Source organism: Xanthomonas sp. WHRI 1810A (assembly GCF_040202885.1).
Lineage (GTDB): Bacteria > Pseudomonadota > Gammaproteobacteria > Pseudomonadales > Pseudomonadaceae > Aquipseudomonas.
Map to the genome: position 1 here is coordinate 360,016 of NZ_JBEGED010000002.1, position 26,677 is coordinate 386,692.

Sequence of the window (26,677 nt, forward strand, 5' to 3'; positions counted from 1 at the left end):
GAGATTAATGCGCGGCAACAGGGGCTGTGTTATCTGCGGGCACGCACGCAATGGGCTTTGAGCCAGGCTTTGGGGGTGCAACCGGTGTGACTGCGAAAGGCCTTGTAGAACGCCGACGTCGAATTGAACCCGGCACTCACCGCCAGGGCGTCGATGGGTGCGTTTTCACCGTGACTGGCCAGGCGCTCGAGCAGGTGGCTCAGCCGGGCCTGGGTCACGTAGCGGTAGAAGCTTTGCCCCAGCACCTGATTGAGCAGGTAGGACAGTTGATTGCGGCTGTAACCGGTAGCGCTGGCAATCCGGGCCAGGTCCAGGTCGGGGTCCAGGAACGGTTGCTGACGGGTGAAGTAATCGGCCAGGTCCCGGGCCATGAAACTCAACTGCCGCGCCGACAGCCCCAGCTTGCTGATCGCGGGGGCCTGACGCCCGGTCTGCGGCTCGCCGTTGCGCACCAGCGACGCGTATTCGTTGATGCGCAGAATCTGGCCGTCGCAGACCGTGATCGCTTCGCTGCTGCGAAACACCACCCGCTCGCCGCTGCCCTTCAGGGCGGTCTGGTACTGGATGAAGGCGGTGCAGCCGTCGGCGCGAATGCGGTCGTTGTGCTCCAGATACTCATCGGGATGACGCGGCAATGTGCCGGTGATGTAAGCGCGCAACTCGGTCAGGCCCATGCTGCGGTTCTGGAAAAAATCGTTGTACTGCACCTGCGGGTGATAGATCGCCAGAATCGCCTCCAGATCGCGGCGCTTCCACGCCAGGTGGTAACGCTGCACCACGTCGAGGGTAATCGGTGTCTGTTCGGCGGTATCGGGCGGGACGAGCGGCATGGGCGGACGGGCCTGGCAACGGGGCGGCGCCAGTCTAGCCCTTGAGTGGCGTGCGGGACAACGCAGGCTGGAATCATCGTTCAGTACGCGGCGCAGGTCCGCAGATGAGCTCAAGCAGCGAGCGGGTCAACATTCAAATGAGTATGTCCAATTAAACCTATATTCATTTGAATATCATTAGCCTCTTGAATAGTGCCCCATAAGTTTATTTGCGGTTTTCCTAAGCTTGCACATTCAACACAACTGCTGCTGTTTTCCAACGAATTTAAAGATTAAAAACCCAAGGTTGCGCAATCCACGCTTTTAATCACTAAAGGTATCCATTGGCCATTATCCGCTTCAGGTTTTTTTACCCTGAGTCGATAGCGTAATTGCCACATTAACGTCCTTCAAATCCGACCTCACACCCCAGGCAGTTCCCATGCGCCTCAGAAATATTAACGTCGCTCCCCGAGCCGCCCTGTTTTTCACTTTGATTATTGTGTTGGTTTTCGTACTTGGCGCCGTCGCCATCGTACAAATGGGAAAGTTGCGAGATTCGGAAAAGGACGTCGAAACCAACTGGATGGCCAGCATTCGTCAAACGGGATTGATGAACACGGGCGCTTTGCGCCTCAGGCTCGAAACCCAGCGCGCGATCGCAAACCCTGAAGGTATTCAAAAGACCATCGCCTCGTTCGAAGGCTACCGGAAAGCGTTCACCGATGCGGTGGCAAAGTATGAGTCGTTCATTGCCAGTGATCATGAGCGTTCGTTCTATCAGGCGGTCAAGGGATCGGCTGACGAATACGCCAGACACCTGGCGGTTCTCGAACCCATCCTGACACGTGGCGACTCGGCCGCTGCGGCTGATCTGGTGGCGACCACGATCCGGCCCCTGACGGAAAAAATGGAAGGTCAGATCAAGGACCTTACCGACTACAACAACGAAGGCGCAGCGCTCGCAGGACAAAATGCGACCGACCTGTATGCCTCCGGGCTGCAATTCGTTATCGGCCTGGTGGTCGGCGTGGTCATTCTCACCATCGCCTTGGCCACATTGCTGACCAAAAGCATCACCTCCCCGATCAGTGAAGCGTTGTCCGTCGCCGAACGTATCGCCAGCAGCGATCTGTCGAAGGAAGTCACCACCAGCGGCACGGATGAAGCGGGGCGGTTGCTCAAAGCCCTGTCGCAGATGCAGGCCAACCTTCGCACCACCATCATGCAGATTTCCGATTCATCCAACCAGTTGGCCTCGGCTTCTGAAGAAATGACCGCGGTCACGGAGGAATCGAGCCGTGGCCTGGTGTCGCAGAACGATGAAGTGAATCAGGCGGCAACGGCTGTCACCCAGATGAGCGCAGCGGTGGACGAGGTGGCGCGCAATGCGGAGTCAGCCTCGGAAGAATCACGACGCACCCAGGGCTTTACCGAGGCGGGCCTGGAACGCGTGGCCGACACCTTGAAGTCGATTCAACTGTTGAGCGGCAACGTTGATAACACCAGTGATCAGATCCAGGTGCTGTCACAGCGTGCGCAAAGCATCAGCAAGGTGGTCGAAGTCATCCGCGCGATTGCCGAACAGACCAACTTGCTGGCGTTGAACGCCGCCATCGAAGCCGCGCGAGCGGGTGAACAAGGTCGGGGCTTTGCCGTGGTGGCTGACGAGGTCAGGGCCCTGGCTCATCGCACCCAGGTGTCGACGCAAGAGATTGAAACCATGATTTCGGCGATCCAGAGCGATTCCCAACTGGCGGTGGACGCCATGGGCAAGAGCAAGACGCTCGCGACGCAGTCCCTGGATGTGGCGCAAAAGGCCAGTGGCTCCCTGGATCAGATTGCGACGGCCATTACCCAGATCAACGAACGCAACCTGATGATCGCCACCGCGTCGGAGGAGCAAGCCCACGTGGCGCGCGAGGTTGATCGCAACCTGGTCAGTATCCGGGAGCTGGCGGCTCAAAGTTCTGCCGGGGCCAGCCAGACCGCCAGTGCGTGCGGTGAAATGTCAAAGCTGGCCATTGACCTCAACCAACTGGTGAACCGCTTCAAGGTGTGATGCGCGTTCGTTAGCCGTTTCACTGACGTTCAACTTAACGTCGCCCTCTGCTCCAGGAGGGCGACGAATAAGCAACACGCCATTACTGTTGATACCGGGTACTTATCATGTCCGAAATTCCTCTCGCAAGCGGTTGGAGATTGATCCGTCTGATGCTGCTCGCCCTGGTGACCATGGGCGGAATATCCATCCTCTGGGAGTTCAGAGTTGAAGGGTGGGTCATGGGCGCACTGGGTTTGCCCTACGACACAGGCTTTGAAGACGCAGAGCGGTGGCGCTTCATTTTCACGTCCACTGCGTTTTCGCTGCTGTCTCTGGTGGTGCCGACGGCTTTGCTCAACCGCCTGGCGAAGAACACCCGCCTGAGCTACCGGCGGCTCCTGCTCAAGCAATCCAAAACCGAAACCCTTGCCCGGTACGACTCACTGAGCGGGCTCATCAACCGCCGGGTGTTCATGGAGTTGTTGGGCGAGCGGCTCGAGACGGTGGTTCCGTCGGCCATCTTTCTGGTGGATCTGGATCACTTCAAATCCATCAATGACACCTACGGACACAGCGTCGGCGACGATGTCATCTGGGAAGTGGCGAGCCGTCTTGAAGACATCGCGCTGGAGCACAACGGCGTGGCCTCGCGCCTGGGCGGTGACGAATTCTGCCTCCTTGTGTTGAACGATCCAGGGGAGGAGGGGCTTGAGCGGTTGGGCCAGACGATTATTGCCCGGTTGAGCGCGCCGATGCCCAGCGGCGTGATCAAGGCCTGGAAGTTAAGTGCAACGGTGGGCATTGCCCGCTCGTGCACCGGCGTCGAGGACGCGTCGACATTGCTGCACCATGCGGACGTTGCCTTGTATCACGGCAAACAAAGCGGTCGATCCGTCTACACCTTTTACAGTCCGGCGTATGAAGCGCAGCGTTACGCGCAGATTGAACTGGACAAAGCATTAAGGCTGGCCATTGAACGGGAAGAATTCATCCCATTCCTTCAGCCGATCGTTGCGTTGCCCCAACAGAATATTATGGGTTATGAAGTGCTTGCTCGTTGGTTGAAACCCAACGGTGAAATAGGCATGCCGACCGATTTTATTCCCATGCTTGACCGATTGGGGCTGATCCCCGAGATGACCCAATCGTTAATCCGGCAGGCCTGCACACTGTCCAGGCATTGGACGAATGACCTGCACTTATCCTTCAACGTCAGCGCGGCAATGATTATTGAAGAGGACTTTGCGGATCGTCTTATCGAGCAACTTCGCCACGAGAACTTTGCGTTCCATCGTTTCGAGGTGGAAATCACCGAAGAGGCCCTGGTGGGCAATCTCGAGGCCGCCAAGCGTAGCCTCAGCAAACTTCACGCCCACGGCATTACCGTGGCGCTGGACGATTTTGGCACCGGCTATTCGGGGCTTTATCACCTCACGCGGCTGGCCATCGACAAGATCAAGATTGATCGATCATTTTTCGAGACCGGCGACATCGATAAGTTGCCCATGGTGGAAGCCATTCTCGGCATGGCCCGCAGCCTGAACATGCAGGTCACCGCCGAAGGTATCGAGGACTTCCACCTGCCGCACCTGCCCACGTGGCTGGCCAACAACGGCTGCCAGTTCGCGCAGGGCTACCATTTCGGGCGCCCGCAGCCGTTTTTTAACATCGAGCAGCCCGTCGCGGGCGACCTCGATCAAGACCTGGGGCTGCAGCGTGTGTCCGCCTGATTCGGCCTGACCCGCCAGGCGGTTAACGTCAGGCGCCCCTCGTATTGCCGAGGATCCGGCCTGCATCCTGAGCCGGAGGCAGGCCAAACACCCGGGCGTAATCCCGACTGAAGTGCGTGGCGCTTTCGTAGCCCACTTCGAAGGCCGCCGCCATGACACTCTTGGCGTTGGCCACCATCAGCGTCCTGGCCTGGAGCAGGCGGACCCGCTTCTGGTACTGCAACGGGCTCAGGTTGGTCACGGCCTTGAAGTGGCGATGAAACGCCGAGACGCTCATGGACGCGCGTTCCGCCAGGCGCTCCACGCCCAGGGGCTCGGCAAAATCGCGACGGATCCACTGGATCGCCAGGTTCACCCGCGCCATGGCGGTGTCCGGCGCAGCGATCTCTCGGAGCATCCAGCCGTGGGGACCCTGCAGTACGCGGAAGATGATTTCCCGTTCGTAGACCGGCGCGAGGGCGGCGATGGCGTCCGGGTCGCCCATCAGTCGCAGCATCCGCACCCAGGCATCCATCAGGTCGGTGGTCACCGCAGCGACTGAAAAGGCGGGTCTGTTCTCCACCCGGCTGGCAGGTTTGGGCAGGTCGGCGAATAGCGTCGTCAGCACGACCGGGTCCAGCGTCAGGCTTACCGCCAGGTACGGTTCGCCTGACGCACTGGGGTGCACCGATCCCACTGCCGGCAAATCAACGGACATGACGAAATAGGTCGCCGGGTCATAGCGCAGGGTGCGGTCTCCCACGGTCAGGCTTTTGCTGCCGCGCAGGATCAGGTTGATCATCGGGTCGTAGACCGCCGCCAGCAGGTGCTCGGGGATCTTGCCCTGCACCATGGCCACGCGCGGAATGCCGGTTTCGGTGCGGCGGTTTTCAGCCTTGGCCGCAAGCGACCGCAGTTCATCGAGTTGATTGTCCATGGCCCGCATGCTGAGGCCGGGCAGGACGCGCTGCAAGCAAAAAGCAGAAACAGGCAGGTTTACAGCAGGAACGGGTACGAGCCGGCCGACAATGATCAGTACTGTGGGGACACGTTTGAACCACAGAGGATCAGCACATGGGCATCATCGTTATCACCGGCGGCAGCCGCGGCATCGGCGCAAGCACAGCGGAACACGCCGCTGGACGAGGGATGGGGGTCATCCTCACCTACAACACCGACGGGGAGGCCGCCGCCAGGGTCGTCGGCCGCATCGAGCAGGCCGGCGGCAAGGCGGTGGCGCTCAAGCTGGATGTCGCAGACGTCAGCAGTTTCGAGGCATTTGCCGCGGCAGTGCGTTCGACGTTGCAGGACACCTGGGGCGCCACCACCCTCAGCGGGCTGGTCAATAACGCCGGCTATGGCCTGTTCAATCCGTTGGCCAGCGTCAGCGAAGCGCAATTCGATGGCCTGTTCAACGTGCACCTCAAAGGGCCGTTTTTCCTCACGCAAACCCTGCTGACGTTACTGGCAGACAACGCCAGCATCGTCAACGTGACCAGCGCCACAACCCGTGTCGCCACCGCGGGCGTTGCGCCCTACGCGGCGTTCAAGGGCGGGCTGGAAGTGCTGACCCGTTACATGGCCAAGGAATTCGGCGAGCGGCGCATCCGGGCCAACGCGGTGTCCCCCGGTGCCATCCGTACCGAACTGGGCGGCGGGCTGAACGATGAGTTCGAGGCGATGCTGGCCGCGCAGACCGCCCTGGGCCGGGTCGGCGAGCCGCAAGACGTCGCACGGGTCATCGCCATGCTGCTGAGCGAGGAGGGGGCCTGGATCAATGCCCAGACCCTCGAAGTCGCGGGCGGCTACACCATCTGAACAGCGGTTACCCCGTGGCAGATCTGCTGGACCCGAAGGGGTGCAGCCTCGAATTCATCTACAGACAAAGGCAGTACATTCCATGAGCACACTTCTGATCTACGGCGCCACCGGCTACACCGGGCGAATGGCCGCCGAACGGGCGAAAGCGCTCGGTCTGACGTTCGAAATTGCCGGGCGCACTGAGCCGCCGCTGGCCGCGCTCGCTGCGCAGCTGGACGTCCCTTATCGGGTGTTCGAGGCCAACGCCCATGCGGCAACGTCCTTGTCCGGCATCTCGGTGTTACTCAACTTCGCCGGGCCTTTTGTGCACAGCGCCGAACCCTTGATGCAGGCCTGCATCGAGGCGGGGGTCGATTATCTGGACATCACCGCCGAGATCAACGTCTACCGTCTGGCCGAGACGCTGGGGGCACAGGCAGCGGCCAAGCGCGTCATGCTGATGCCGGGCGTCGGCTGGGACGTGGTACCCACCGATTCACTGGCGGTGCACGTGGCCCAGCGAGTCGAGCAGCCTCAGGCGTTGAGCATCGCGCTTCAGGTCCCCGGGTCAATGTCCCGAGGCTCGGCCAAGAGCGTCGGCGAAATCATCAACGCCGGCGTGCTTGCCCGGGTCGATGGCGAACTCATTGCGACGCCGGACGCTGCGCCCCGTCAATTCGATTTCGGTCAGGGCCCGGTGCTCTGCGTGCCGCTGTCATTCGGGGATCTGGTGACGGGTTGGCATTCCACTGGCATCGCCAACATCGCCATGTTCGTGCACATCGCCGATGACGCGTTTCCAGCCGGTGATCTGTCGCAGATGCCGGAGGGGCCGACCGCCGAGGAACGGGACGCGCATCGGGCGCGTGCGGTGATTGAGGTCACAGGGGCGGAGGGCGCCGTTGCCCGGTCAGTGATCGAAACCGTCAACGGTTATGCCTACACCCCGTTGGCAGCCATTGAAGCGGCGCGTCGGGTGTTGAGCGGTGATCGGCAGCCGGGGTTTGCCACGCCGGCCAAAGTGTTCGGCGGGGGTTTTGCCGAGAGCATTGCCGGTACAGTCATCACCGACTTCTAACCCGCAGGCTGTCCGCTCAAGGGGCTGCTGCCGCCGCGCTGGCGGGGGCGGCAGGCCTGAATCTGGCTGCATCCCGCGCCGGTGGCAGGCCAAACAGCCGCGCGTATTCGCGACTGAATTGCGAGGCGCTTTCATAGCCCACGGCGTAGGCAATGGACGTCGCGTCCAGCGTGTCGAACAGCAGCAACCAGCGGGCCCGCAGCAGGCGCAGGCGCTTCTGGTATTGAATCGGGGTCATGGCTGTCACCGATTTGAAGTGCCGGTAGAAGGCGGCGACGCTCATGTCCGACATCAGCGCCAGGGGCTCGACGCGGAACGGCTCGGTGTAGTGCTCACGAATCCACTGGGTCACCCGACGGATCTGCGTCATTCGCCCGTCCGGGCGCGCCACGTCACGCAGGATACCCCCCAGTGGCCCCTGCAACGCGCGGAACAGAATCTCGCGCTCGATCATCGGCGCCAGAATCGCCGCCTCCTGCGGGCGATCCATCAGACGCATCATGCGTAACCACGCATCGATCATTTCAGGCGGCGCCTGCACCCCCTCGAAACATGAATTCTGCGGCGCCCTTGGCGTCTTGCCCTCGTCCATCAACAGCGTCGCGATCACGTCCGGATCCAGCGTCAGGCTGACCGCCAGATAAGGCGCGTCCGCGGCATCCGCGTGAATCTGCCCGGTCGCCGGCACCTCCACCGGCACCAGAAAGTAGCGGCCGGCGGTGTAGCGAGACACGTCATCGCCGATCGACAGCGTTTTGGTGCCCTGCAGCACCAGGTGCAGCATGGGCTGATACACCTGATCGGCGCAGGCCTCGGCCCGCACCATCGCCACACGGGGCAAGCCGGTGTCGGTCCATTTGTCGTGAGCGCGCATCACGATGCTGCGCAGTTCTGCCATTGGTGTGTTCATGTCGCCCACCGTGCGGGATCGTGCGGGGCATGGCAAGCCTGCTGAGAAGATTAGGCAAGGATGCGCGAATAACCGGCAAACGCTGGCCGCGCCGCTGGCTTAATACTGGTGACACAGGGCAAGTCGCGTTGCAGTTGATCAAGCCACGACGCTCACGAAGCCTCACATCTCCCGTACTTCAAAAGGTAGTGCCATGAAACTCGAAGGAAAAATTGCAGTTGTCACCGGTGCCTCAAAAGGCATCGGCGCCGGTATCGCCAAGGCGTTGGGCGCACAGGGCGCCACGGTCATCGTCAACTACGCCTCCAGCCAGGCCGATGCCGATGCGGTGGTGGCCCAGATCACGGAGCAGGGCGGTTCCGCGTTCGCGGTCCAGGCCGACATGAGCCAGGGGGCGGATGTGGTGCGCCTGTTTGACACCGTGCGCACGAAGTACGGCACGCTGGATGTGCTGGTCAACAACGCCGGTCTGGCGGTGTTCCAGATGATCGACGACCTGACCGAAGAGGCGTTCCACACCCAGTTCAATCTCAATGTGCTGGGTTACCTGCTGGCAGTGCGTGAGGCGGTCAAACTGCTAGGGCCCAAAGGCAGCATCATCAATATCAGCTCGATCCTCAGCACCGACCCGTACCTGGCCTCCAGCGTGTACTCAGCCACCAAGGGCGCGGTCGATACCCTGACCTTCGCCCTGGCCCGCGAGCTGGGCCCGAGCGGCATCCGGGTCAACTCGATCCTGCCAGGACACACCAACACCCCGGCCACGGCCGGCCATTTTGCCGGTGAGCTCGGCGAGAAAATCCTGGCCGGCACACCGCTGGGACGCTTCGGCGAGCCCGAAGACATCGCGCCGTTGGCGGTCTTCCTGGCATCGGAAGATTCGCATTGGGTCACCGGCGAATCCATCCGCGCGTCCGGCGGTGTTCGCGGTGTGGGTTACTGAGGCAACGGTTGCGGTCTCCCACAACGTCACCCCCGCGTAGAGCTCCGGACCTGTAGGCGCTGCCGAGCCGCCTAAGGCTGCGATTGCGGTGTATCAGACACACCGCAATCGCAGCCTCGCACGGGCTCGTCAGCTCCTACAGGGATGGTGTTTCGCCGCAGGTTGGCCGGTGGATACCAATACTGTAGGAGATCCCCCGTCGTCCACACGCCGCGCTGTCGCGCAGCAAACTGGGAGGCCTACGGTGTTTTTGATTCTGGCCGCAGGCCGTGGGAGCTGGCTTGTCCTGCGATCTGCCGGGAACCGGCAGTGAAACCTGCGCACGCGGCGCGTCTGACAGGCCGAGGACTTAGGTTTGGGGCCGCTGCGCAGCCCATCGTCGGCAAGCCGGACTCCCACGCCCTCTGGGCAGAAGCAAGGTTGTTGAGCCTTCAAAATTAACAACAAATCCCTTGTTTGATGAGAGCGAACGTGTTCGCGAAGGCGTCGGTACACTCGCTACATCCTTGTCTGTCCCGCCATCGCCTTCCTGGGCAGGTTCGTTCAAACACACGTACATAAATTTCTCGTTTGCACCCGAAGTTACATTCGGTAATACATCGCTGTCGGCTTAAACCCAGTATTTACGGGCAGATGTTTAAGGTTCGACGAACGGTGCTTCAGGCCACGGTAGTGACGACGACATAGAAAAACCATCAAGAGGTTTTACTATGATTTTGCGCAAACTTAACCTGGCTCCTCGCTCGGCCCTGTGTTTCGGCTTTTTTTGCTTGATGATTATTGCGTTGGGGCTCATCGCCCTGAAGCAGGCGTCAAGTCTGAACGCGTCCGAAAAGTTCGTTGAAACCAATGTGGTGCCCAGTATTTCTTTGCTGGGCATGATTGACCGGGAACTGGTGAGCATACGAGGCAGCAACGCACGGTTGCGCAACCCTGTAGAGCCTGCGGATCGCAAGGCTCAGGCGCTGGCGGACGTCAGCAAGACCCGAGCGAACGTCCAGGACCTGCTGACAAAGTTACAGCCCTTTATCGTGACGCCCATGGGCAAAGAGCTATTTGCCGATCTGGTACAGACCTTTGCCAGTTATCAGCAAGTGCAGGATCAATACCTGGCCTTAATTGCCTCGGACGATCTCAATGAAGCCGTCAAATTATCCACGGGCGCAATGAAACAGTCTGCCGACATTGTCGAGGGGGATATAAGGAAGCTCATTGAGCTGAACAACAACAAGGCTAAAAAGGCGGGTGAAGAAGCAACGGTTATTTACGATGACGCCAAGTTGACCGTCGGTGGCTTTATCCTGGTCAGTTTGTTGGCGGCGCTTGCGCTTGCGCTGATGTATACCCGCAGCGTCACCCGTCCCATTGGTCAGTCGTTGGCCATTGCCGAGCGCATCGCCAAAAACGATCTCACTGAAATCATTGAAGTGCAGGGGCATGACGAAGTGGCCAGGTTGATGCAGGCGCTGAAAGCCATGCAAGCTGGCTTGCGCGGCACCCTGGCATCCATATCAGATTCGTCCAATCAGTTGGCGTCGACCTCCGAGGAAATGCACGCCGTGACCGAAGACGCCAACACCGGCATGCAGCGTCAGAACAATGAGGTCGAGATGGCGGCGACGGCCGTTAACGAAATGAGCGCCGCGGTAGAAGAGGTGGCCAGGAACGCGTCGGCGGCCTCCGAAGCCGCCAATCGGTCCAATTCCGCAGCCGTGGCCGGTCGTGCACGGGTGGATGAAACCGTTCAGGCGATCAGCCTGATGGTTGCCAATGTCGAAGATGCCTCCCATGAGGTGCAAGGCCTGGCGGTGATGGCAACCGACATCAGCAAGGTACTCGATGTGATACGCGCTATCGCCGAGCAGACCAATCTGCTGGCGCTCAATGCCGCGATCGAGGCCGCGCGTGCCGGAGAGGCCGGTCGCGGTTTCGCGGTAGTGGCCGATGAAGTCAGGGCGTTGGCGCATCGTACGCAGCAGTCCACCCGTGAGATCGAGCAGATGATCGACTCGATTCAGAAAGGCACCGGCGCCGCGGTGTCGGCCATGACGCACACCAATGCCCAGGCCCAGCGAACCCTGGATACGGCCCAAGGCGCGGGCGCCGCATTGGCTGAAATCACCGAATCGATCGACAACATCACCGAGCGCAACGTCCTGATTGCGACGGCCTCAGAAGAGCAGGCCCAGGTCGCCAGAGAAGTGGACCGCAGCCTCGTCAGCATCCGTGACCTGTCCAACCAGGCGTCAGAGGGCTCGAGCCAGACGGCGATTGCAACGTCCGAACTCACCAAGCTGGCGGTCGAACTGAACCGGCTGGTTAAACAGTTCCGGATGTAGGCGCACCGCACCTGACCTGCGTAATGCAGCGTTTGGCGCGCAGGTCAGTGGCCGTTTTCGCTGATCGGAAAACGCGTCGCCTGGCAGCCTCTCAAAGGCGTGGTCGCTGATTGCCTTCAGACGCTGCCTTCGCTTTCCACCACCAGGATGCGCGCCACGCCCAGCGGGTGGGCGACGTGGGCGGTGCCTACCGAGGCGTAGAACACGTCGCCGGTTTCCAGAATCGTCGACTGCTCCACACCGTTCTCCTTGAAGTGCATCTCCACTCGCCCATCCAGCACGGCGAAGACTTCCTGGCCGTCGTTCACATGCCATTTGTACGGCTGATCCGTCCAGTGCAGGCGTGTGGTGATGCCGTTCATGTTGGCGATGTCCAGGGCGGCCCAGGCACGTTCCCCGGTGAACGCCTTACTGCGGATGATCTTCACGGTGGTTACCTTTTTAGTGCTTAACCCAGACGATGGCACAGGTACGCCTGGGTCTGGTACGGAAACTCGATAACCTCGCGGCCGCGCAGCGCCGGGTGGGTGTGGATCAGCTCGCGCAGTCGGTCGGTGACGAGGGTTTTGTCGGCCGGCGGCAATGCGGCGATGAAGCTCACCGAGAGGAAGCGGTTCATGATCACCGTTTCGGCGTTGCCCGCGTGGCTGTAGTTGAAACAGGTCAGCTCGGGCTGCGCGAAGTAATCCCCGTCAACGAAGGGCTCGCGCCACTGTCCGGTGTGAAAGCGTGGGGTGTCGCCTTCGTAGGGGGTGATGATGCGGGTGATTTCGGCGACCCAGTCCACCGACTCGTCACGCACGTTCCAGATCAGGCCCAAACGTCCGCCGGGCTTGAGCACGCGATGGATCTCGGCCAGTGCCGCCTTGTGCGCAAACCAGTGGAAGGCCTGGGCGCAGACCACCGCGTCGGCGGTGGCATCGGCAAGCGGCAGTGATTCGGCGGTGCCGTGGAAGATAGGGATACCGGGAAGGCCGTTGCTGAACTGTTGACGCATCTCGGCGACCGGCTCGACAGCCGTCAGGTGTCCGGTAAGAGGGCTAAGCAATCGGGTGAATTTGCCGGTCCCGGCGCCCAGATCGACCACCGAGGACTGGGCGTTGATCCCCAGTGTGTGCTCGAGCCAGGTGTTGAGCGCCGCCGGATAATCCGGGCGGCCTTGAGCGTAGGCGCCCGCCTGCGTTGAAAACCCTACCTGAGCAGCTTTGTGAACGACAGTCATGTTCAGCGAACCTCTTGAGGAAAAGGGCCGGCGGATGATGCGGCCGAGCATTGTATGAGCGGATTGCCTCTGCCATCCAGTGCGGGATGGCAGAGGCGGTGCCTCAATGCTGCGGCGCGCCGGCGTCCACCATCGCACGCCATTGCTGCACGCTCGGTCTTTCCTGCATCCGGGCGTGCCAGGCATTCAGCGCTTCACAGTCCTCCGGTACCGGGAGTTTCACCAGCGAGGCGAAGATCATCCCGGCGAAGACCGCGATATCGGCCATGGAAAAGCGATCCCCGGCTACGAAGGGCTGGCGTTTGAGCACATCGTCGAAATAACGCATGCCCCGCACAGCTTTGTCACGCATGCGGTTGCCCCACTCGGGGTTCTGGTAAAGCTCAACCTCTGGCCCCAGGCCCGGCGTGCCGTGATGGAAGTAGACGCTGACGGCATCGAGAAACTCGATCTCGGCGCGTTTGTTCATCATGTGGATTAGGCCTTTCTCCACAGGCGTCTGACCCGTGAGCACCGAGTGGCCGTCCAGTGCGTCCAGGTACTGAGTAATGGCGGTGCACTCGGCGATCAGGGTGCCGTCTTCCAGTTCCAGCACCGGCAGCGTGCCCGAGTAATTGAGGGCCAGAAACGCCGGCGCCTTGTGTTCGCCTTTCCAGAGATTGACCGGTATGAACTTGATTCGGGAGAGCAGGCCTTTTTCTGCCAGGGCGATCCGGACACGAGCGGGATAGGGCCCGTTGAACCAGTCGTAGAGGTTCATCATGGGGAGTTTCAACACGTCGAACTGCGGGTCTGAAGTCATTGCAATCACCTGCCTGTCAAATGGTAGGTGAAGACTGAAGGCCTGTCTTGCGCCTGTCAAGCCCCTGTCTACCAATTGGCAGGTGAGCTGCGGGGGCGTAGAATCTGTGCCATCGATTGAATGACTCAAGGAACTGAACCGTGAGCATAAACGCACGTGAAGCCATCCTGGCTGCCGCGAAGACAGCCGCCCAGCGGCATGGATACGGCGGCATCAACTTTCGCAGCATCGGTGAAACGGTGGGGATCAAGAACGCGAGCATCTACTACCATTTTCCCAGTAAAGCCGACCTGGGCGCCGCCGTCGCCGCCCGCTACTGGCAGGACGCCGCCGGCGTCTTGCAGGCGATACGCGAAACAAACCCCGACCCGCTGCGTTGTCTGGAACTGTACCCCTCGATTTTTCGCACCTCCCTGGAGGACGGCAATCGGCTGTGCTTGTCCAGCTTCATGGCGGCCGAATACGAGGACTTGCCGGAGGCGGTCAGGCGCGAGGTCAAGGCCTTCGCCGACGCGAATATCGCGTGGCTCACGCAAGTACTGATTGACGCCCAAATCGGCAGCGCAGACCGCTGTGAATGCCGTGCCCGCGCCATTTACACCGCCGTGGCCGGGGCTCAACTGATCGCCCGAACCCGGGATGATATCGGGCTGTTTGACGAGCTGATCCTCAGTTATCGAGACGCGGGCTTGATCCCGGCAGCCGAGGCTGACGCGTAAAAAATGCGGTATGGGAGGCGGGCATGGCTTGATTCCCTTTCCGTGGAGCAGTGTGGGGGGGAGCTTGCGCGCGAAGCTTCAATTCAGAAGATAGAGACGTGGACGTCGTACCGACGGCTCGCGAGCAAGCTCCCTCCCACCCTTAGTTGTCAGAACGCGCTCAATCCAGATAAGTCCAGGTACTCGCACCGTCGAAATGCCGCACCGGAATGTCCTTGATCAGCCCGTTATCAAAATTGTTCATGTTCACCCCGAAGTCGGCACCCGCCTGCGGCGAAAGCGCTTCCCAGTGGGTGACGCAGCCGCAGGTCGTGCAGTGCAGGGTCTTCAGGGTGGCGCTCCCCCAGACATACGCCGATGTGTGTTCGGGATGCCCCTGGATGTTTACCGCATCGGCGGGATAGTGAGCCCAGCGTGCGCCCAGTCTTGAACAGATCGAGCAATTGCACTGAATGAGGTGAAGCGGCGGGTGGGCAACGACCAGGCGCACCTTGGTGCAGTGGCATGAGCCTTCTATCCGACCGCTTTGCGTGACCTGCATGTCGTTCTCCGTGATGGATCCTGCTGCGTTGGGGCGCTGTGTCGGGGGGAGTCTATCATTCGGTTTCAGCCCTTTTTCGATCCGGCCAAACCACACCCATGAAAAGATGCGTAGGCTTGTCCATGGAAATTGACACCGCTTTCCCACCCAGGAGCACAGCGCATGCCCAGAATCCTCTCCCTGATATTCGCCAGCCTTGTGCTGTGCGCCAGCCAGGCCATGGCCGACCCGCTGAAGATCAGCGTCATCGGTGCCGGTAACGTGGGTGGCACGCTGGGCACGCTGTGGGCGCAGGCCGGGCACTCGGTGATGTTTTCGTCGCGTCACCCTGAAGCGCTGGCAGGGGTGGCGGAGGCGGCCGGGAGCCATGCGCGGGCCGGTTCGGTTAGCGATGCGGTGGCCTGGGGCGATGTGATCGTGTTGACGGTGCCCTACGGCGCGATGCCGGCGCTGTCCGAGCAGCTCAAGGGCAAGCTCGCCGGCAAGGTGGTGTTCAGCGCCAGCAACCCGTTTGGCGGCCGTGACGGCGAGGTCGGGCGCAAGGCGCTGGAGCAGGGCGTTGCCTCGGCGGACCAGCAGTATCTCCCCGGCGTGCACCTGGTCCGGGCGTTCAACGCCATCAGCTATACCTCGATGAAAAACCAGGCAGGTAAGGGCAAGGCGATTGCCACATTCGCCGATGACGCCCAGGCCCGAGACATCGGTGCGCGTCTGGTGCGTGACGCCGGTTTTGTCCCGGTGCTGCTGCCGTTGGCGCGGGCCAATGAAGGTCTGCCCAGCGGTCCGCTCAGTGGCGTGTGGAGCGAGGCCGAACTCAAGCAGAAGCTGGGGCTTTAGCCCGCAAAGGGCTGCAGCGCGTTCGTTTCAAGCGGCCCCGCCACCCAATCCCTGACCGCCCACCCACCCCGGAGCTCACACCATGCCCCTCTCTCAACCGCTGACCATCGCCGTCCTGCTGGGCTCCGTTCGCTCAGACCGTCAAGGCATCAAGGCCGCGCGCCTGCTGGTGTCGGCGCTGCAAGCGCGCGGGCATGAGGCGGTGCTGGTCGACCCGATGGTCACGCGTCTGCCGCTGCTGGACCGGATGTACAAGGAATACCCGAAAGGCTCGGCGCCGGAGGAACTGGAGACGTTGGCCACGTTGTACCGGCGCGCCGACGGTTTTCTGATGGTGAGTGCCGAGTACAACCATGGCGTCCCGCCGGCGTTGAAAAACCTGCTGGATCACTTTCTGGAAGAGTATTTCTGGCGGCCCTCGGCGATTGCCTGCTATTCGGCAGGCAGCTTCGGCGGTGTGCGCGCGGCGATGCAACTGCGCATGATCCTCGGTGAACTGGGCATGCCGAGCATCCCGAGCCTGTTTGCCATCCCCCGCATTGGCGAGGCGTTGAGTGACGATGGTCAGCCCAACGACGAGCGCATCACGAAACAATTGAAAGGCTTTCTCGACGAATTCGAGTGGTACGCCCACGCCCTGCGCCGTCAACGGGCGGAGGGCACGCCGTGTTGAATGCACTGCGCGTGCTCAGTCATGCCCGGGCGGGCATTGACTGCTGGCACGCACGGTGAGCACGGCCGGGAAGCGATAGGACTCGATCGGATCGCCAGCGATGCGCCTCAGCAGGGTCTCCACCGCGCGCACGCCCTGGGCATGCATGTGGGTGCTGACGCTGGTCAGTTGCAGGTGCTCGGCCAGGGGCGTGTCGTTGTAGCCCACCACCGCGATGTCACGCCCCACCACCAGCCCACGCCTGCGCAGGGCACCGAACAGGCCAAAGGCGAGGAAGTCATTGACCGCAAAAATGGCGGTCGGCGGCTGAGAATGGGCCAGCAAGCGTTCGCCGGTATCAAAACCGGTCTGGGTGTCGAAGTGGCCGGTGATGATGCGCTCGGCCCCAATGTCGATGCCGCGCTCCCGGTAAAACTGCACGAAGCTCGCCGTGCGCTCCCGGGCATTGCTGCTGTGGGGTTCGCCGGCAATCACCGCCACGCGGGTATGCCCTTGGGCAAATAAATGCTCAGCCACCAGACGACCGCCCATTTCGTCGTCGGCGCTGATCGAACAGTGCGGCGCCCGGCGGCGGCTGACCAGCACGAACGGCACCTGTCGCGCCTCAAGCTCTTCAAGAAAGCCCGGTGCCGGCGTCGAGTGCACATCGCTGATGATCAGCCCGGCCACGTTACGCCCCAACGCCCGTTCGGCGCGCTCGCGCTGGCGTTCCGGCAGGTCCAGGGTATTGGCGACGAACGACGTGTAGCCCCGGGCGCTGGCCGCTTCGTCGATGCCTTCATAGACCGTGGCCAGGACGATGTCCGAGAGCCTGGGCACCAGCACGCCGATTTCGTGGCTGTGCCGGGTCTTCAGGGTCCGGGCGTGGGTATTGGGCTGGTAGTCCAGGCTGGCCGCCAGCGCCCGGATACGCTCGATGGTCTCTTTGGAGGCCGCGCGCCCGGCGTGATCCAGCGTGCCATTGAGCACCCGCGAGACGGTTGAAACGTGGATATTCAACTGCTGGGCAATACCGCGAAGCGTGACCGGACGTCTGTTCATGGGGGTGCCTTGAAATGCAGATGGGGCAGGGCGCAATGCTCGCATCAAGTCAGGCCGCTGCACAGACGGACCAGCGCCAGGCCCGGTCGCAACGTCGTTGCGCCACGATGGAGCGTCGCGTGCCAAAAGATTGCATGATCCGCTGCACAACACTACCCAATCGTTTGGGTAAAAATACGCGGCGCCGGGCAAGCCGCTTCAACTGATTGAAAATTCGAGGTTATTCATTCACGCGCATCGTTCTGGCGCTGCGTATTAAAAAGTTGGTATGAGCATTGCGTTGGGCCTGTTCAGTTCTGCTTACCTGACTGATGGGAAACTCGCCATGACGCATGCTTCAGCAACCCGCGCACAACGTCTTACCCGGCTGGCACTGGCCTGTTCCGTCGCTGTGGCCGCCTTGTCGCCACTGACCGCCATGGCCGACAGCACCCTGCGCATCGCCATGACCGCCGCCGACATCCCGCTGACCCACGGCCAGCCGGATCAGGGCTACGAGGGCAACCGTTTCACCGGGATCACGATGTTCGATTCGCTGGTGGAATGGGACCTGTCCCAGAGCGAGAAACCCGGCACCTTGATCCCGGGCCTGGCGACGGAATGGGCGGTCAATCCGGACGATCACACCAAATGGATCTTCAAGCTGCGTCCCGGCGTGAAATTCCACGACGGCTCAGCGTTCAATGCCGATTCAGTGGTGTGGAACGTCAACAAGGTCCTGGACAAGCAGGCGCCGCAATACGCGCCGGGGCAGATCGGTGTGACCCTCTCGCGCATGCCGACCCTGCGCAGTGCGCGCAAAGTCGATGACCTGACGGTTGAGCTGACCACCAGCGAACCGGATGCCGTGCTGCCCTATAACCTGACCAACCTGTTCATGGCGTCGCCCACGGCCTGGCAGAAAGATTTCGCCGCCGTGCCGGCCGCCACCACCGATCCGGCCGAGCGCTCGAAGCTGGCCTGGACTGCCTTCGCCGGTCACTCGGTGGGCACAGGGCCGTTCAAGATGGACCGCATGGTGCCGCGTCAGGAACTGGTGCTGGACAAGAACGCCAGCTATTGGGACCCCAAGCGCATTCCCCGGGTGGACCACGTGGTGCTGATTCCGCTGCCGGAAGCCAATGCGCGCACTGCGGCGCTGTTGTCCGGTCAGGTGGACTGGATCGAGGCCCCCGCGCCGGACGCCATCGACCAGATCAAGAGCAAGGACTTCAAGATTTACGCCAACGGCCAGCCGCACCTGTGGCCGTGGCAGTTCTCGTTCGCCCCGGGATCGCCGTGGCTGGACAAGCGTGTGCGCCAGGCCGCGAACCTGTGCCTGGACCGCAGCGAACTGAAGGCTTATCTGGGCGGCTTCATGCAGGAAGCCACCGGCATCTACGAGAAGGATTCGCCGTGGTACGGCAACCCGGATTTCAAGATCAAATACGACCAGGCCGCCGCGCAGAAACTCATGGCGGACGCCGGTTTCAGCAAGGATCACCCGGTGAAGGTCAAGGTGCTGACCTCGGCCTCCGGGTCCGGGCAGATGCAGCCGTTGCCGATGAACGAATACATCCAGCAGAGCCTCAAGAGTTGCTACTTCGACGTGGACATCGCGGTCACCGAATGGAACACGCTGTTCAGCGGCTGGCGTCTGGGGGCCAAGGACCCGGCGGCCCAGGGTGCCAATGCGATCAACGTCAGCGCCGCAGTCATGGACCCGTACTTCGGCATGGTGCGCTTCTCCAGCGAGAAGGCCTTCCCGCCGGTTTCCAACAACTGGGGCTACTTCGCGTCCCCGGAAGTGGAGAAGTTGATCACTCAGGTCCGCAACTCGTTCGACCCCAAGGCCCTGGACGAAGCGTCCGGCAAGCTGCATGCGGCCATCGTCGATGAAACGCCGTTCCTGTTCGTGGCCCACGACGTCGGCCCACGGGCCATTTCGCCGAAGGTGACGGGCGTGGTCCAGCCGCAAAGCTGGTTTATCGATTTGTCGCTGGTGTCGAAGAAGGACTGAGTGAGCGGCGAACCTGTAGGAGCGCGCTTGCCCGCGATGGCGTTGGGTCGGACGCTGCATTGTTGGCCGACAAGACCCTATCGCGGGCAAGCGCGCTCCTACAAAGGCCGATGTTTGCCGTTTCGTGATCTACCCGAGTTAAGGAAACCTTATGCTCGCCTATATCCTCCGCCGCATCCTGCTGGCGACCCCGATTCTGTTGGGCGTGGCGCTGGTCTGTTTCATGCTCGTGCACATGGCGCCAGGGGATCCGCTGGTGTCGGTGATGCCGCCGGACGCCTCCGAAGCCCTGCGCGAGCAACTGGTTCAGGCCTACGGTTTCGACAAGCCGCTGCCGGTGCAATTCGGGCTGTGGGTCTGGCACGCGGTGCATGGCGATCTGGGCATGTCCATCGCCAGCGGCCGTCCGGTGAGCAGCGAAGTGCTGAACGCCGTGAGTTATTCCTTGCGCCTGGCGGTGCTGGCCACGCTGTTCGGGTTTGTCCTCGGCAGCCTGTTCGGTTTCGTCGGTGGCTACTTTCAGGACAGCTGGCTGGACAAGATGGCCTCGGCGATTTCCGCCATCGGCGTCAGCGTGCCGCATTACTGGCTCGGCATGCTGATGGTCATCGTCTTCTCCTCGCAACTGGGCTGGTTACCGGCCACCGGTGGCGGCCCCATGGGGCAGTCGGCCTGGGCGTGGGACTGGGCGCATTTTCAATTCATGATCCTGCCGGCCATCACCCTCTCGGTGATCCCCACCGGCATCATCGCCCGCACCGTGCGCGCCCAGGTGGCGGAAACCCTGTCCCAGGAATTCATCATCGGCCTGCGCGCCAAAGGACTGGGGGAGTGGGGCCTGTTCCGGCACGTGGTCAAGAACGCCGCGCCCACGGCCATGGCGGTCATGGGCTTGCAGATCGGCTACCTGATGGGCGGCTCGATCCTGGTGGAAACCGTGTTCGCCTGGCCCGGCACCGGCCTGCTGCTCAATTCGGCGATTTTCCAGCGTGACCTGCCTTTGCTGCAGGGCACCATCTGGGTCCTGGCCCTGTTCTTCGTCGCGCTCAATCTGCTGGTGGACATCCTGCAGACGCTGCTCGATCCACGTATCAAAAGGGGCTGAGCATGAACCTGTCGATGCTGCGACCGGCCGCGCCGGTCATCACCCCGGTGGAAAGCTCGCCGGGTTACTGGAGCGAAGTGTTCGGCCGGGTCCGTCGCGATCCGGTCGCGCTGATGGTGGCGGCGGTAATCCTCGCGCTGTTGATCCTGGCGGTCTTCGGCCCGTGGATCGTGCCGGGCGATCCGTTCACCACCTCCATGTTTAAACGCCTCAAGCCCATCGGCACCGAAGGCTTCCCGCTGGGCACCGACGAACTGGGGCGCGATTTGCTGTCGCGCCTGATGCTGGGGGCGCGGCTGTCCCTGTTCATGGGCATCACCCCGGTGATCTTCGCCTTCTTCATCGGCGGCGCGATCGGCGTGATTGCCGGTTACTTCGGCGGCTGGCTCAACAGCCTGATCATGCGCACCGTCGACGTGTTCTATGCGTTCCCGTCGGTGCTGCTGGCCATCGCCTTTTCCGGGGCGCTGGGTGCCGGGGTCAACAACGCGCTGATCTCCCTGACGCTGGTGTTCGTCCCGCAAGTGGCGCGGATCGCCGAGAGCGTCACCACCCAGGTGCGCAACCGCGATTACATCGAAGCGGCGCGCGCCTCGGGGGCGGGGTCGTTCACCATCATTCGCACCCAGGTGCTGGGCAACGTGCTGGGGCCGATCTTTGTCTTCACCACCGGCCTGATCTCGGTGTCGATGATCCTCGCCTCGGGCCTGTCGTTTCTCGGGCTGGGCGTTACCCCGCCGGAGCCGGAATGGGGCCTGATGCTCAACACCCTGCGCACCGCGATCTACACGCAGCCACTGGTGTCGGCGTTGCCGGGGGCGATGATCTTCATCACCTCGATCTCTTTCAACGTGCTCGCTGACCGCTTGCGAGCCGCCATGGCGATAAGGAGTTGACCATGACCACGCGCGATATCGGCGGTCCAGCACAACCCCTGATGAAGGTGGAAAAACTGGTCAAACACTTCCCGGTCAAGGGCGGCCTGGGTAAACGCAACGTGGTCCGTGCCGTGGACGGCATCGATTTCGTGGTGCACAAGGGCGAAACCCTGGGCGTGGTGGGGGAGTCCGGTTGTGGCAAATCCACCACCGCGCGGCTGTTGATGCAACTGATCGAACACGACAGCGGCGAACTGGTGTTCGACGCCATGCGCGTGGGCGGTCATCAGTTGCCGTTGCGTGATTACCGGCGGCAGGTGCAGATGGTGTTTCAGGACAGTTATTCGTCCCTCAACCCGCGCCTGACCATGGAGCAATCCGTTGCGTTCGGGCCGTCGGTGCACGGCGTCAGCCCGCGCGAATCCCTGCAGCGCGCCCGGGACCTGCTGGGCCGGGTCGGGCTGGAGCCGACCCGTTTTGCCGGGCGTTACGCCCACGAACTGTCCGGCGGTCAGCGTCAGCGGGTCAACATCGCCCGCGCCCTGGCCGTGGAACCGCGCCTGGTGATCCTCGATGAGGCGGTGTCCGCGCTGGATAAGTCGGTGGAAGCCCAAGTGCTGAACCTGTTGCTGGACCTCAAGGACAGCCTGAACCTGACCTACGTGTTCATCAGCCATGACCTGCACGTGGTGCGGTATCTGTCCGACCGGATCATGGTCATGTACCTGGGCGAGATCGTCGAAGTCGGCCCGGCCGAAGCGCTGTTTTCCGAGGCACGGCACCCGTATACCCAGGCGTTGCTGACCTCCATGCCGTCCATGGACCCGGCCCGGCGCACGTTGGTGTCGCCGCTGACCGGCGATCCACCGAGCCCCATCGATCCGCCTTCCGGTTGCCGCTTTCACACCCGCTGCCCCCACGCCGAAGCGGTGTGCGCGCAAACGCCGCCGGCCCTGACGATGACGGGTGCCGAGCATTTTGCCGCGTGCCTGATGGTGCAGCCCGGCGCCGGTCACAGCCAGAGCCCGCCGGCTCGACTGATCCACACAGGAGCGCTGGCATGAACCCACAAACCATGGTCGCCGTGCGCGACCTCAAGGTGCGATTCAAGCGCGGCGGGCAAACCCTGTCGGCGGTCAACGGCGTCAGTCTGTCGGTGGCCAAGGGTGAAGTGCTGGCGCTGATCGGTGAGTCCGGTTCCGGCAAAAGCGTGACGCTGCGCGCCCTGATGCGCCTGCATTCGGAGCGCTCGACCCAGATCGAAGGCCAGATCGAGATCGCCGGTCAGGACCTCATGGCGCTGTCCCGCATCCAGTTGCAGGCCTTGCGCGGTCCGGTGGCGGCGATGATTTTCCAGGAGCCGCTGCTGGCCCTGGACCCGGTCTACACCATTGGCCAACAAATCGTGGAAGCGCTGCGTCGCCATCGCCCGATGTCCAAGGCCGAGGCCCGGGCCGCCGCGCTGGAAGCGTTGCGCAGCGTGCGTATTCCCAGCCCGGAACAACGGCTGGACGCCTATCCCCACGAGATGTCCGGGGGCATGCGTCAGCGAGCGATGATCGCGCTGGCGCTGGCCTGTCAGCCGCAGATTCTGCTGGCGGACGAACCCACCACGGCGCTGGACGCCACGGTGCAGATCCAGATTCTGATCTTGCTGCGCGAACTGCAGCAGGCCCTGGGGCTGTCGATCATCTTCGTCACCCACGACATCGGCGCCGCGGTGGAAGTGGCCGACCGCGTGGCGGTCATGTACGGCGGGCGCATCGTCGAGCAGGCGCCGCTGGCCGAACTGCTGGACAACCCCAGGCATCCGTACACCCAGGTATTGCTCGGTACCCGGCCCAAGGACGGGCTGCGCAAGGGCGAGCGCTTGATCAGCATTCCCGGTGCGCCGCCGGACCTGGCCAACCTGCCGGACGGCTGCGCGTTCGCCCCCCGTTGCCCGCGGGCCAGCGATATCTGTCGCAGCGTGGTGCCCCCCCTCGAAGACGTCATCCCCGATCATTCCGTGAGCTGTCATCACTGGAATGAGGTTTCTGTCCAACCTGTTTGTGAGCCCTTGTCATGACCGATTCAGCCTTTGCTTTCATGCCGTACCCGCCTGTCGATGTGCCCCGTGCAGCCAGCGGGCCGCTGGCGGGCTACACCTTTGCCGCCAAAGACCTGTTCGACGTCGCCGGCTATCCCACCGGCGGCGGCAACCCCCATGTGTTGGCCATGTCCGGGATCAAGACCACCACGGCACCCGTCATTCAGCGTTTGCTGGACGCCGGCGCCGAACTGATCGGCAAGGCCCACACCAACGAAATGGCGTTCTCCATGAGCGGCAAGAACGCTCACTACGGCACACCGCGCAACGGTGCGGCCCACGACCGCATTCCCGGCGGCTCGTCGTCGGGCTCGGCGTCGGCCGTTTCCAATCAGCTGTGCGACTTCGCCATGGGCAGCGACACCGGCGGTTCGGTGCGCACGCCGGCCAGTTACTGCGGGCTGTTCGGGCTGCGTCCGAGCCACGGGCGCATCTCGCTGGCGAACACCCAGGCGTTGTGCGAAAGCATGGACACCGCCGGCTTTTTCACCCGTGAGGCCAAGCTGTTCGGTCTGGTGGGCGAGTGCCTGCTGGGGGCTGACACCGCGCCGTTGTCCGATGCGCCCGAGCTGGTCATCAACGACGCGCTGTTTGCGATGCTGCCTGCTGAATCCATCGCGGCGTTGGCGCCGGCCCTGGCGCAGATCGAAGCCACGTGCGGCCCCCTGGAAAAGCTTGCGGGCGAGTTGCCCTCGCTCACCGATGCGTATTGGGCGTTCCGCTACATTCAGGGCCGGGAAGCCTGGATGGCCCAGGGCGATTTCATCGAGCAGAACGGCTTGTGCCTGGGCCCCGATGTCGCGGCCCGTTTCGCTTGGGCGAAAGCCGTGACCGACGATCAATACAACGACGCCTGTGCCTTGCGCGAACGCTTCGCCGCCGCGTGGAATGATCTGTTGGGCGACCGGGTGTTGGTCATGCCGACGGTGCCGGACATCGCGCCGCTGCTCAGCGCCAGAGATGAAGAGATCGAACAGACGCGGCAGATCTCCCATCACTTGCTGGCGATTTCCGTGCTGTGCCGCACCCCGCAACTGAGCATGCCGCTGGTCAACAAGGACGGCGCACCCCTGGGCATCTCGCTGATGGGGCCGCGAGGCAGTGACCTGAGCCTGGTGAAACTGGCGGTCCGGATTGCCGGGCACGGTGTGGCCTGAACCCCTGCAACGATGTTTTCAGCTGATGGGAGATCATCATGAACACCCGAATCGATCCTGAGCTTTTTACCTCCAGTGCGCCGCTGATCAATAGCCAGCGCCTCTGGCAATCGCTGATGGATCTGGCGCAACTGGGCGCAACGGTCAAGGGCGGCGTGTGCCGTCTGGCCCTGACCGACCTGGACCGCCAGGCCCGTGACCTGTTCGTGACCTGGTGCGAGGAGGCCGGGTGTACGGTGAGCGTCGACGCCATTGGCAATCTCTTTGCCCGGCGGCCGGGCAAGGATCCGTCGAAAGCACCGGTCATGACCGGCAGCCACATCGACACGCAACCCACCGGCGGCAAGTTCGACGGCTGTTTTGGCGTGCTGGCCGGGCTTGAAGTGATCCGCACCCTGAATGACCTGGGTGTCGAGACCGAGGCGCCGGTGGAGGTGGTGGTCTGGACCAACGAAGAAGGCTCACGCTTCCCGCCGTGCATGATGGGCTCGGGGGTGTTTGCCGGGAAACTCGACCTGGCGGAGACCCTGGCCAAGCAGGACGAGCAGGGGCTGGTGGTGGGCGAAGAGTTGCAGCGCATCGGCTACGCCGGAAACCGCGCGGTGCTCGGGCATCCCGTGGGCGCGTATTTCGAAGCGCACATCGAGCAGGGGCCGATCCTCGAAGACCAGCGCAAGACCATCGGCGTGGTCATGGGCTGCCTGGGCCAGAAGTGGTTCGACCTGACCCTGAGCGGCGTCGAAGCCCACGCCGGTCCCACGCCCATGTCCCTGCGCAAGGACGCGCTGGTGGGCGCCGCGCAGGTGGTCACCGCCGTCAATCGCATCGCCCACGCCAGCCAGCCCCATGCCTGCGGTACGGTGGGTTGCCTGAGTGTGCATCCCGGTTCGCGCAACGTGATCCCCGGTGAAGTGAAAATGACCATCGATTTCCGTCACCTGCACAGCGACACACTGCAGGCCATGGTGGACGATCTGCAACAGGCCATCGAGCAGGCCTGCGCCGACAACGGCCTGACCTATGAACTGACGCCGACCGCGGATTTCCCACCGCTGGATTTCGCCAGCCAGTGCGTGGAGGCCGTGCGCGATGGCGCCCGGCAGCTGGGGCTGAGCCATATGGACATCGTCAGCGGGGCAGGCCACGACGCGATTTTCATCGCCGAACTGGGGCCGGCCGGCATGATTTTCGTGCCGTGCGAAGGCGGCATCAGCCACAACGAAATCGAAAACGCGACCCCGCAAGACCTGGCCGCCGGCTGCGCCGTGTTGCTGCGCGCCATGGTGAGCGCCGCGCGGTTGAATTGATGTGAAGCGATTTGTCGCTGCTGTAGGCGCTAACGTGTCGGAGAAGCCGCGAGGACGCGGTGTGTCAGACCCATTGCATCGCAGCCTTCGGCGGCTCGGCAGCTCCTACAGGTTCGTGGTGCGCCGCGCATTCGGCGTCGCAACGCGGAGCGTCAGTCAGTGCATGCCCACGCAGAGCGTGGGCACGATCATCAAAGGCCACATTCGACACGATCCGCTTCTGCCCGAAGGGCGTGGGAGCGTGGCTTGTCCCGCGATCTGCCGGGCACCGGCAGTAAATCCTGCTGATGCGATTTGCCTGAAACACCTCGGTCGCCTGATTTTATGACTGCTGCGCAGCCAATCGCTGGCAAGCCAAGCTCCCACGGCCTGCGACCAGCATCAAAAGCCATAGCACGCCGATCCGCTTCTGCCCGAAGGGCGTGGGAGCGTGGATTGTCCCGCGATCTGCCGCGAAGCGGCAGTAAATCCGGCAGATGCGTTTTGCCTGAAACACCTCGGTCGCCTGGTCTTATGACTGCTGCGCAGCCAATCGCTGGCAAGCCAAGCTCCCACGGCCTGCGGCCAGGATCAAAAGCCCTAGTGCACGTCGATCCGCTTCTGCCCGAAGGGCGTGGGAGCGTGGCTTGTCCCGCGATCTGCCGGGCACCGGCAGTAAACCCGGCAGATGCGATT

24 protein-coding genes are annotated in these 26,677 nt (G+C 62.5%); 16 read left to right on the plus strand and 8 right to left on the minus strand.

The window, feature by feature from the left end; all coding sequences use genetic code 11:
* Window positions 1–29: 29 nt before the first annotated feature.
* A complete protein-coding gene (locus tag ABQX22_RS04935; RefSeq protein WP_349797069.1) occupies window positions 30–830 on the minus strand; it encodes an AraC family transcriptional regulator in 801 nt (266 codons plus the stop codon).
* Window positions 831–1,251: 421 nt separating this feature from the next.
* On the opposite strand from ABQX22_RS04935, the gene ABQX22_RS04940 reads away from it, so the two are divergent.
* Window positions 1,252–2,871 (plus strand): methyl-accepting chemotaxis protein, encoded by a 1,620-nt coding sequence (locus tag ABQX22_RS04940; protein ID WP_349797071.1) that lies wholly within the window; start codon window positions 1,252–1,254, stop codon window positions 2,869–2,871.
* Between the two features lie 332 nt (window positions 2,872–3,203).
* Entirely contained in the window at window positions 3,204–4,583 is a 1,380-nt protein-coding gene (locus tag ABQX22_RS04945; RefSeq protein WP_349797073.1) for a putative bifunctional diguanylate cyclase/phosphodiesterase, read from the plus strand.
* A 28-nt stretch (window positions 4,584–4,611) separates the two neighbouring features.
* Here the strand turns inward: ABQX22_RS04945 and ABQX22_RS04950 are convergent, their stop codons facing one another.
* A complete protein-coding gene (locus ABQX22_RS04950; RefSeq protein ID WP_349797076.1) occupies window positions 4,612–5,499 on the minus strand; it encodes an AraC family transcriptional regulator in 888 nt (295 codons plus the stop codon).
* A gap of 137 nt (window positions 5,500–5,636) precedes the next feature.
* Here ABQX22_RS04950 and ABQX22_RS04955 point away from each other — a divergent pair, with 137 nt between their 5' ends.
* The gene (locus tag ABQX22_RS04955; protein ID WP_349797078.1) at window positions 5,637–6,380 is read left to right on the plus strand and encodes an SDR family NAD(P)-dependent oxidoreductase; all 744 of its coding nucleotides are present in this window, start codon (window positions 5,637–5,639) and stop codon (window positions 6,378–6,380) included.
* 82 nt (window positions 6,381–6,462) lie between these two features.
* Complete coding sequence (locus ABQX22_RS04960; protein ID WP_349797080.1) at window positions 6,463–7,440, plus strand: saccharopine dehydrogenase family protein; 978 nt, start codon at window positions 6,463–6,465, stop codon at window positions 7,438–7,440.
* 16 nt (window positions 7,441–7,456) lie between these two features.
* Here ABQX22_RS04960 and ABQX22_RS04965 read toward each other — a convergent pair whose 3' ends face one another.
* Window positions 7,457–8,350 (minus strand): AraC family transcriptional regulator, encoded by an 894-nt coding sequence (locus tag ABQX22_RS04965; protein WP_349797082.1) that lies wholly within the window; start codon window positions 8,348–8,350, stop codon window positions 7,457–7,459.
* A 193-nt stretch (window positions 8,351–8,543) separates the two neighbouring features.
* Here ABQX22_RS04965 and ABQX22_RS04970 point away from each other — a divergent pair, with 193 nt between their 5' ends.
* Together ABQX22_RS04970 and ABQX22_RS04975 are read left to right on the plus strand one after the other, a co-directional pair.
* Window positions 8,544–9,293, plus strand: a complete 750-nt coding sequence (locus ABQX22_RS04970; RefSeq protein ID WP_349797084.1) for a glucose 1-dehydrogenase — start codon at window positions 8,544–8,546, stop codon at window positions 9,291–9,293.
* Between the two features lie 710 nt (window positions 9,294–10,003).
* Entirely contained in the window at window positions 10,004–11,632 is a 1,629-nt protein-coding gene (locus tag ABQX22_RS04975; RefSeq protein WP_349797086.1) for a methyl-accepting chemotaxis protein, read from the plus strand.
* 116 nt (window positions 11,633–11,748) lie between these two features.
* Here the strand turns inward: ABQX22_RS04975 and ABQX22_RS04980 are convergent, their stop codons facing one another.
* From ABQX22_RS04980 to ABQX22_RS04990, 3 genes are all read right to left on the minus strand, one after another.
* Complete coding sequence (locus ABQX22_RS04980) at window positions 11,749–12,060, minus strand: cupin domain-containing protein (protein WP_349797088.1); 312 nt, start codon at window positions 12,058–12,060, stop codon at window positions 11,749–11,751.
* 20 nt (window positions 12,061–12,080) lie between these two features.
* Complete coding sequence (locus tag ABQX22_RS04985; RefSeq protein WP_349797090.1) at window positions 12,081–12,854, minus strand: class I SAM-dependent methyltransferase; 774 nt, start codon at window positions 12,852–12,854, stop codon at window positions 12,081–12,083.
* A gap of 103 nt (window positions 12,855–12,957) precedes the next feature.
* Window positions 12,958–13,656, minus strand: coding sequence for a glutathione S-transferase (locus tag ABQX22_RS04990; RefSeq protein WP_349797092.1), 699 nt, complete (start codon window positions 13,654–13,656; stop codon window positions 12,958–12,960).
* Window positions 13,657–13,796: 140 nt separating this feature from the next.
* Here ABQX22_RS04990 and ABQX22_RS04995 point away from each other — a divergent pair, with 140 nt between their 5' ends.
* Window positions 13,797–14,375, plus strand: coding sequence for a TetR/AcrR family transcriptional regulator (locus ABQX22_RS04995; RefSeq protein WP_349797094.1), 579 nt, complete (start codon window positions 13,797–13,799; stop codon window positions 14,373–14,375).
* A gap of 160 nt (window positions 14,376–14,535) precedes the next feature.
* Here ABQX22_RS04995 and ABQX22_RS05000 read toward each other — a convergent pair whose 3' ends face one another.
* Window positions 14,536–14,916, minus strand: coding sequence for a GFA family protein (locus ABQX22_RS05000; RefSeq protein WP_349797096.1), 381 nt, complete (start codon window positions 14,914–14,916; stop codon window positions 14,536–14,538).
* Between the two features lie 162 nt (window positions 14,917–15,078).
* Between ABQX22_RS05000 and ABQX22_RS05005 the strand changes: the two genes are divergently transcribed.
* Together ABQX22_RS05005 and ABQX22_RS05010 are read left to right on the plus strand one after the other, a co-directional pair.
* Window positions 15,079–15,753 carry an NADPH-dependent F420 reductase gene (locus tag ABQX22_RS05005; protein WP_349797098.1) on the plus strand — a complete coding sequence of 225 codons (675 nt, stop codon included), beginning with the start codon at window positions 15,079–15,081 and terminating at the stop codon, window positions 15,751–15,753.
* Window positions 15,754–15,835: 82 nt separating this feature from the next.
* Window positions 15,836–16,426 (plus strand): NADPH-dependent FMN reductase, encoded by a 591-nt coding sequence (locus tag ABQX22_RS05010; protein ID WP_349797100.1) that lies wholly within the window; start codon window positions 15,836–15,838, stop codon window positions 16,424–16,426.
* 15 nt (window positions 16,427–16,441) lie between these two features.
* Here the strand turns inward: ABQX22_RS05010 and ABQX22_RS05015 are convergent, their stop codons facing one another.
* A complete protein-coding gene (locus ABQX22_RS05015) occupies window positions 16,442–17,467 on the minus strand; it encodes a LacI family DNA-binding transcriptional regulator (RefSeq protein ID WP_349797102.1) in 1,026 nt (341 codons plus the stop codon).
* A gap of 268 nt (window positions 17,468–17,735) precedes the next feature.
* Here ABQX22_RS05015 and ABQX22_RS05020 point away from each other — a divergent pair, with 268 nt between their 5' ends.
* The 7 genes from ABQX22_RS05020 to ABQX22_RS05050 all read left to right on the plus strand — a co-directional run bounded on the left by ABQX22_RS05020 (window position 17,736) and on the right by ABQX22_RS05050 (window position 26,002).
* Complete coding sequence (locus tag ABQX22_RS05020) at window positions 17,736–19,466, plus strand: ABC transporter substrate-binding protein (RefSeq protein ID WP_349797104.1); 1,731 nt, start codon at window positions 17,736–17,738, stop codon at window positions 19,464–19,466.
* A gap of 151 nt (window positions 19,467–19,617) precedes the next feature.
* Window positions 19,618–20,571: an ABC transporter permease gene (locus ABQX22_RS05025; RefSeq protein ID WP_349797106.1), complete on the plus strand. Its 954-nt coding sequence runs from the start codon at window positions 19,618–19,620 to the stop codon at window positions 20,569–20,571.
* Window positions 20,572–20,573: 2 nt separating this feature from the next.
* Window positions 20,574–21,467, plus strand: a complete 894-nt coding sequence (locus ABQX22_RS05030; protein WP_349797108.1) for an ABC transporter permease — start codon at window positions 20,574–20,576, stop codon at window positions 21,465–21,467.
* A gap of 2 nt (window positions 21,468–21,469) precedes the next feature.
* Complete coding sequence (locus ABQX22_RS05035) at window positions 21,470–22,513, plus strand: ABC transporter ATP-binding protein (RefSeq protein WP_349797110.1); 1,044 nt, start codon at window positions 21,470–21,472, stop codon at window positions 22,511–22,513.
* The gene (locus tag ABQX22_RS05040; protein WP_349797112.1) at window positions 22,510–23,517 is read left to right on the plus strand and encodes an ABC transporter ATP-binding protein; all 1,008 of its coding nucleotides are present in this window, start codon (window positions 22,510–22,512) and stop codon (window positions 23,515–23,517) included. The genes ABQX22_RS05035 and ABQX22_RS05040 overlap by 4 nt, the downstream gene beginning before the upstream one ends.
* Window positions 23,514–24,695, plus strand: a complete 1,182-nt coding sequence (locus tag ABQX22_RS05045; RefSeq protein WP_349797114.1) for an amidase — start codon at window positions 23,514–23,516, stop codon at window positions 24,693–24,695. The genes ABQX22_RS05040 and ABQX22_RS05045 overlap by 4 nt, the downstream gene beginning before the upstream one ends.
* A 38-nt stretch (window positions 24,696–24,733) precedes the next feature.
* Window positions 24,734–26,002, plus strand: coding sequence for a Zn-dependent hydrolase (locus ABQX22_RS05050; protein WP_349797116.1), 1,269 nt, complete (start codon window positions 24,734–24,736; stop codon window positions 26,000–26,002).
* The last annotated feature ends 675 nt before the right edge of the window (window positions 26,003–26,677 follow it).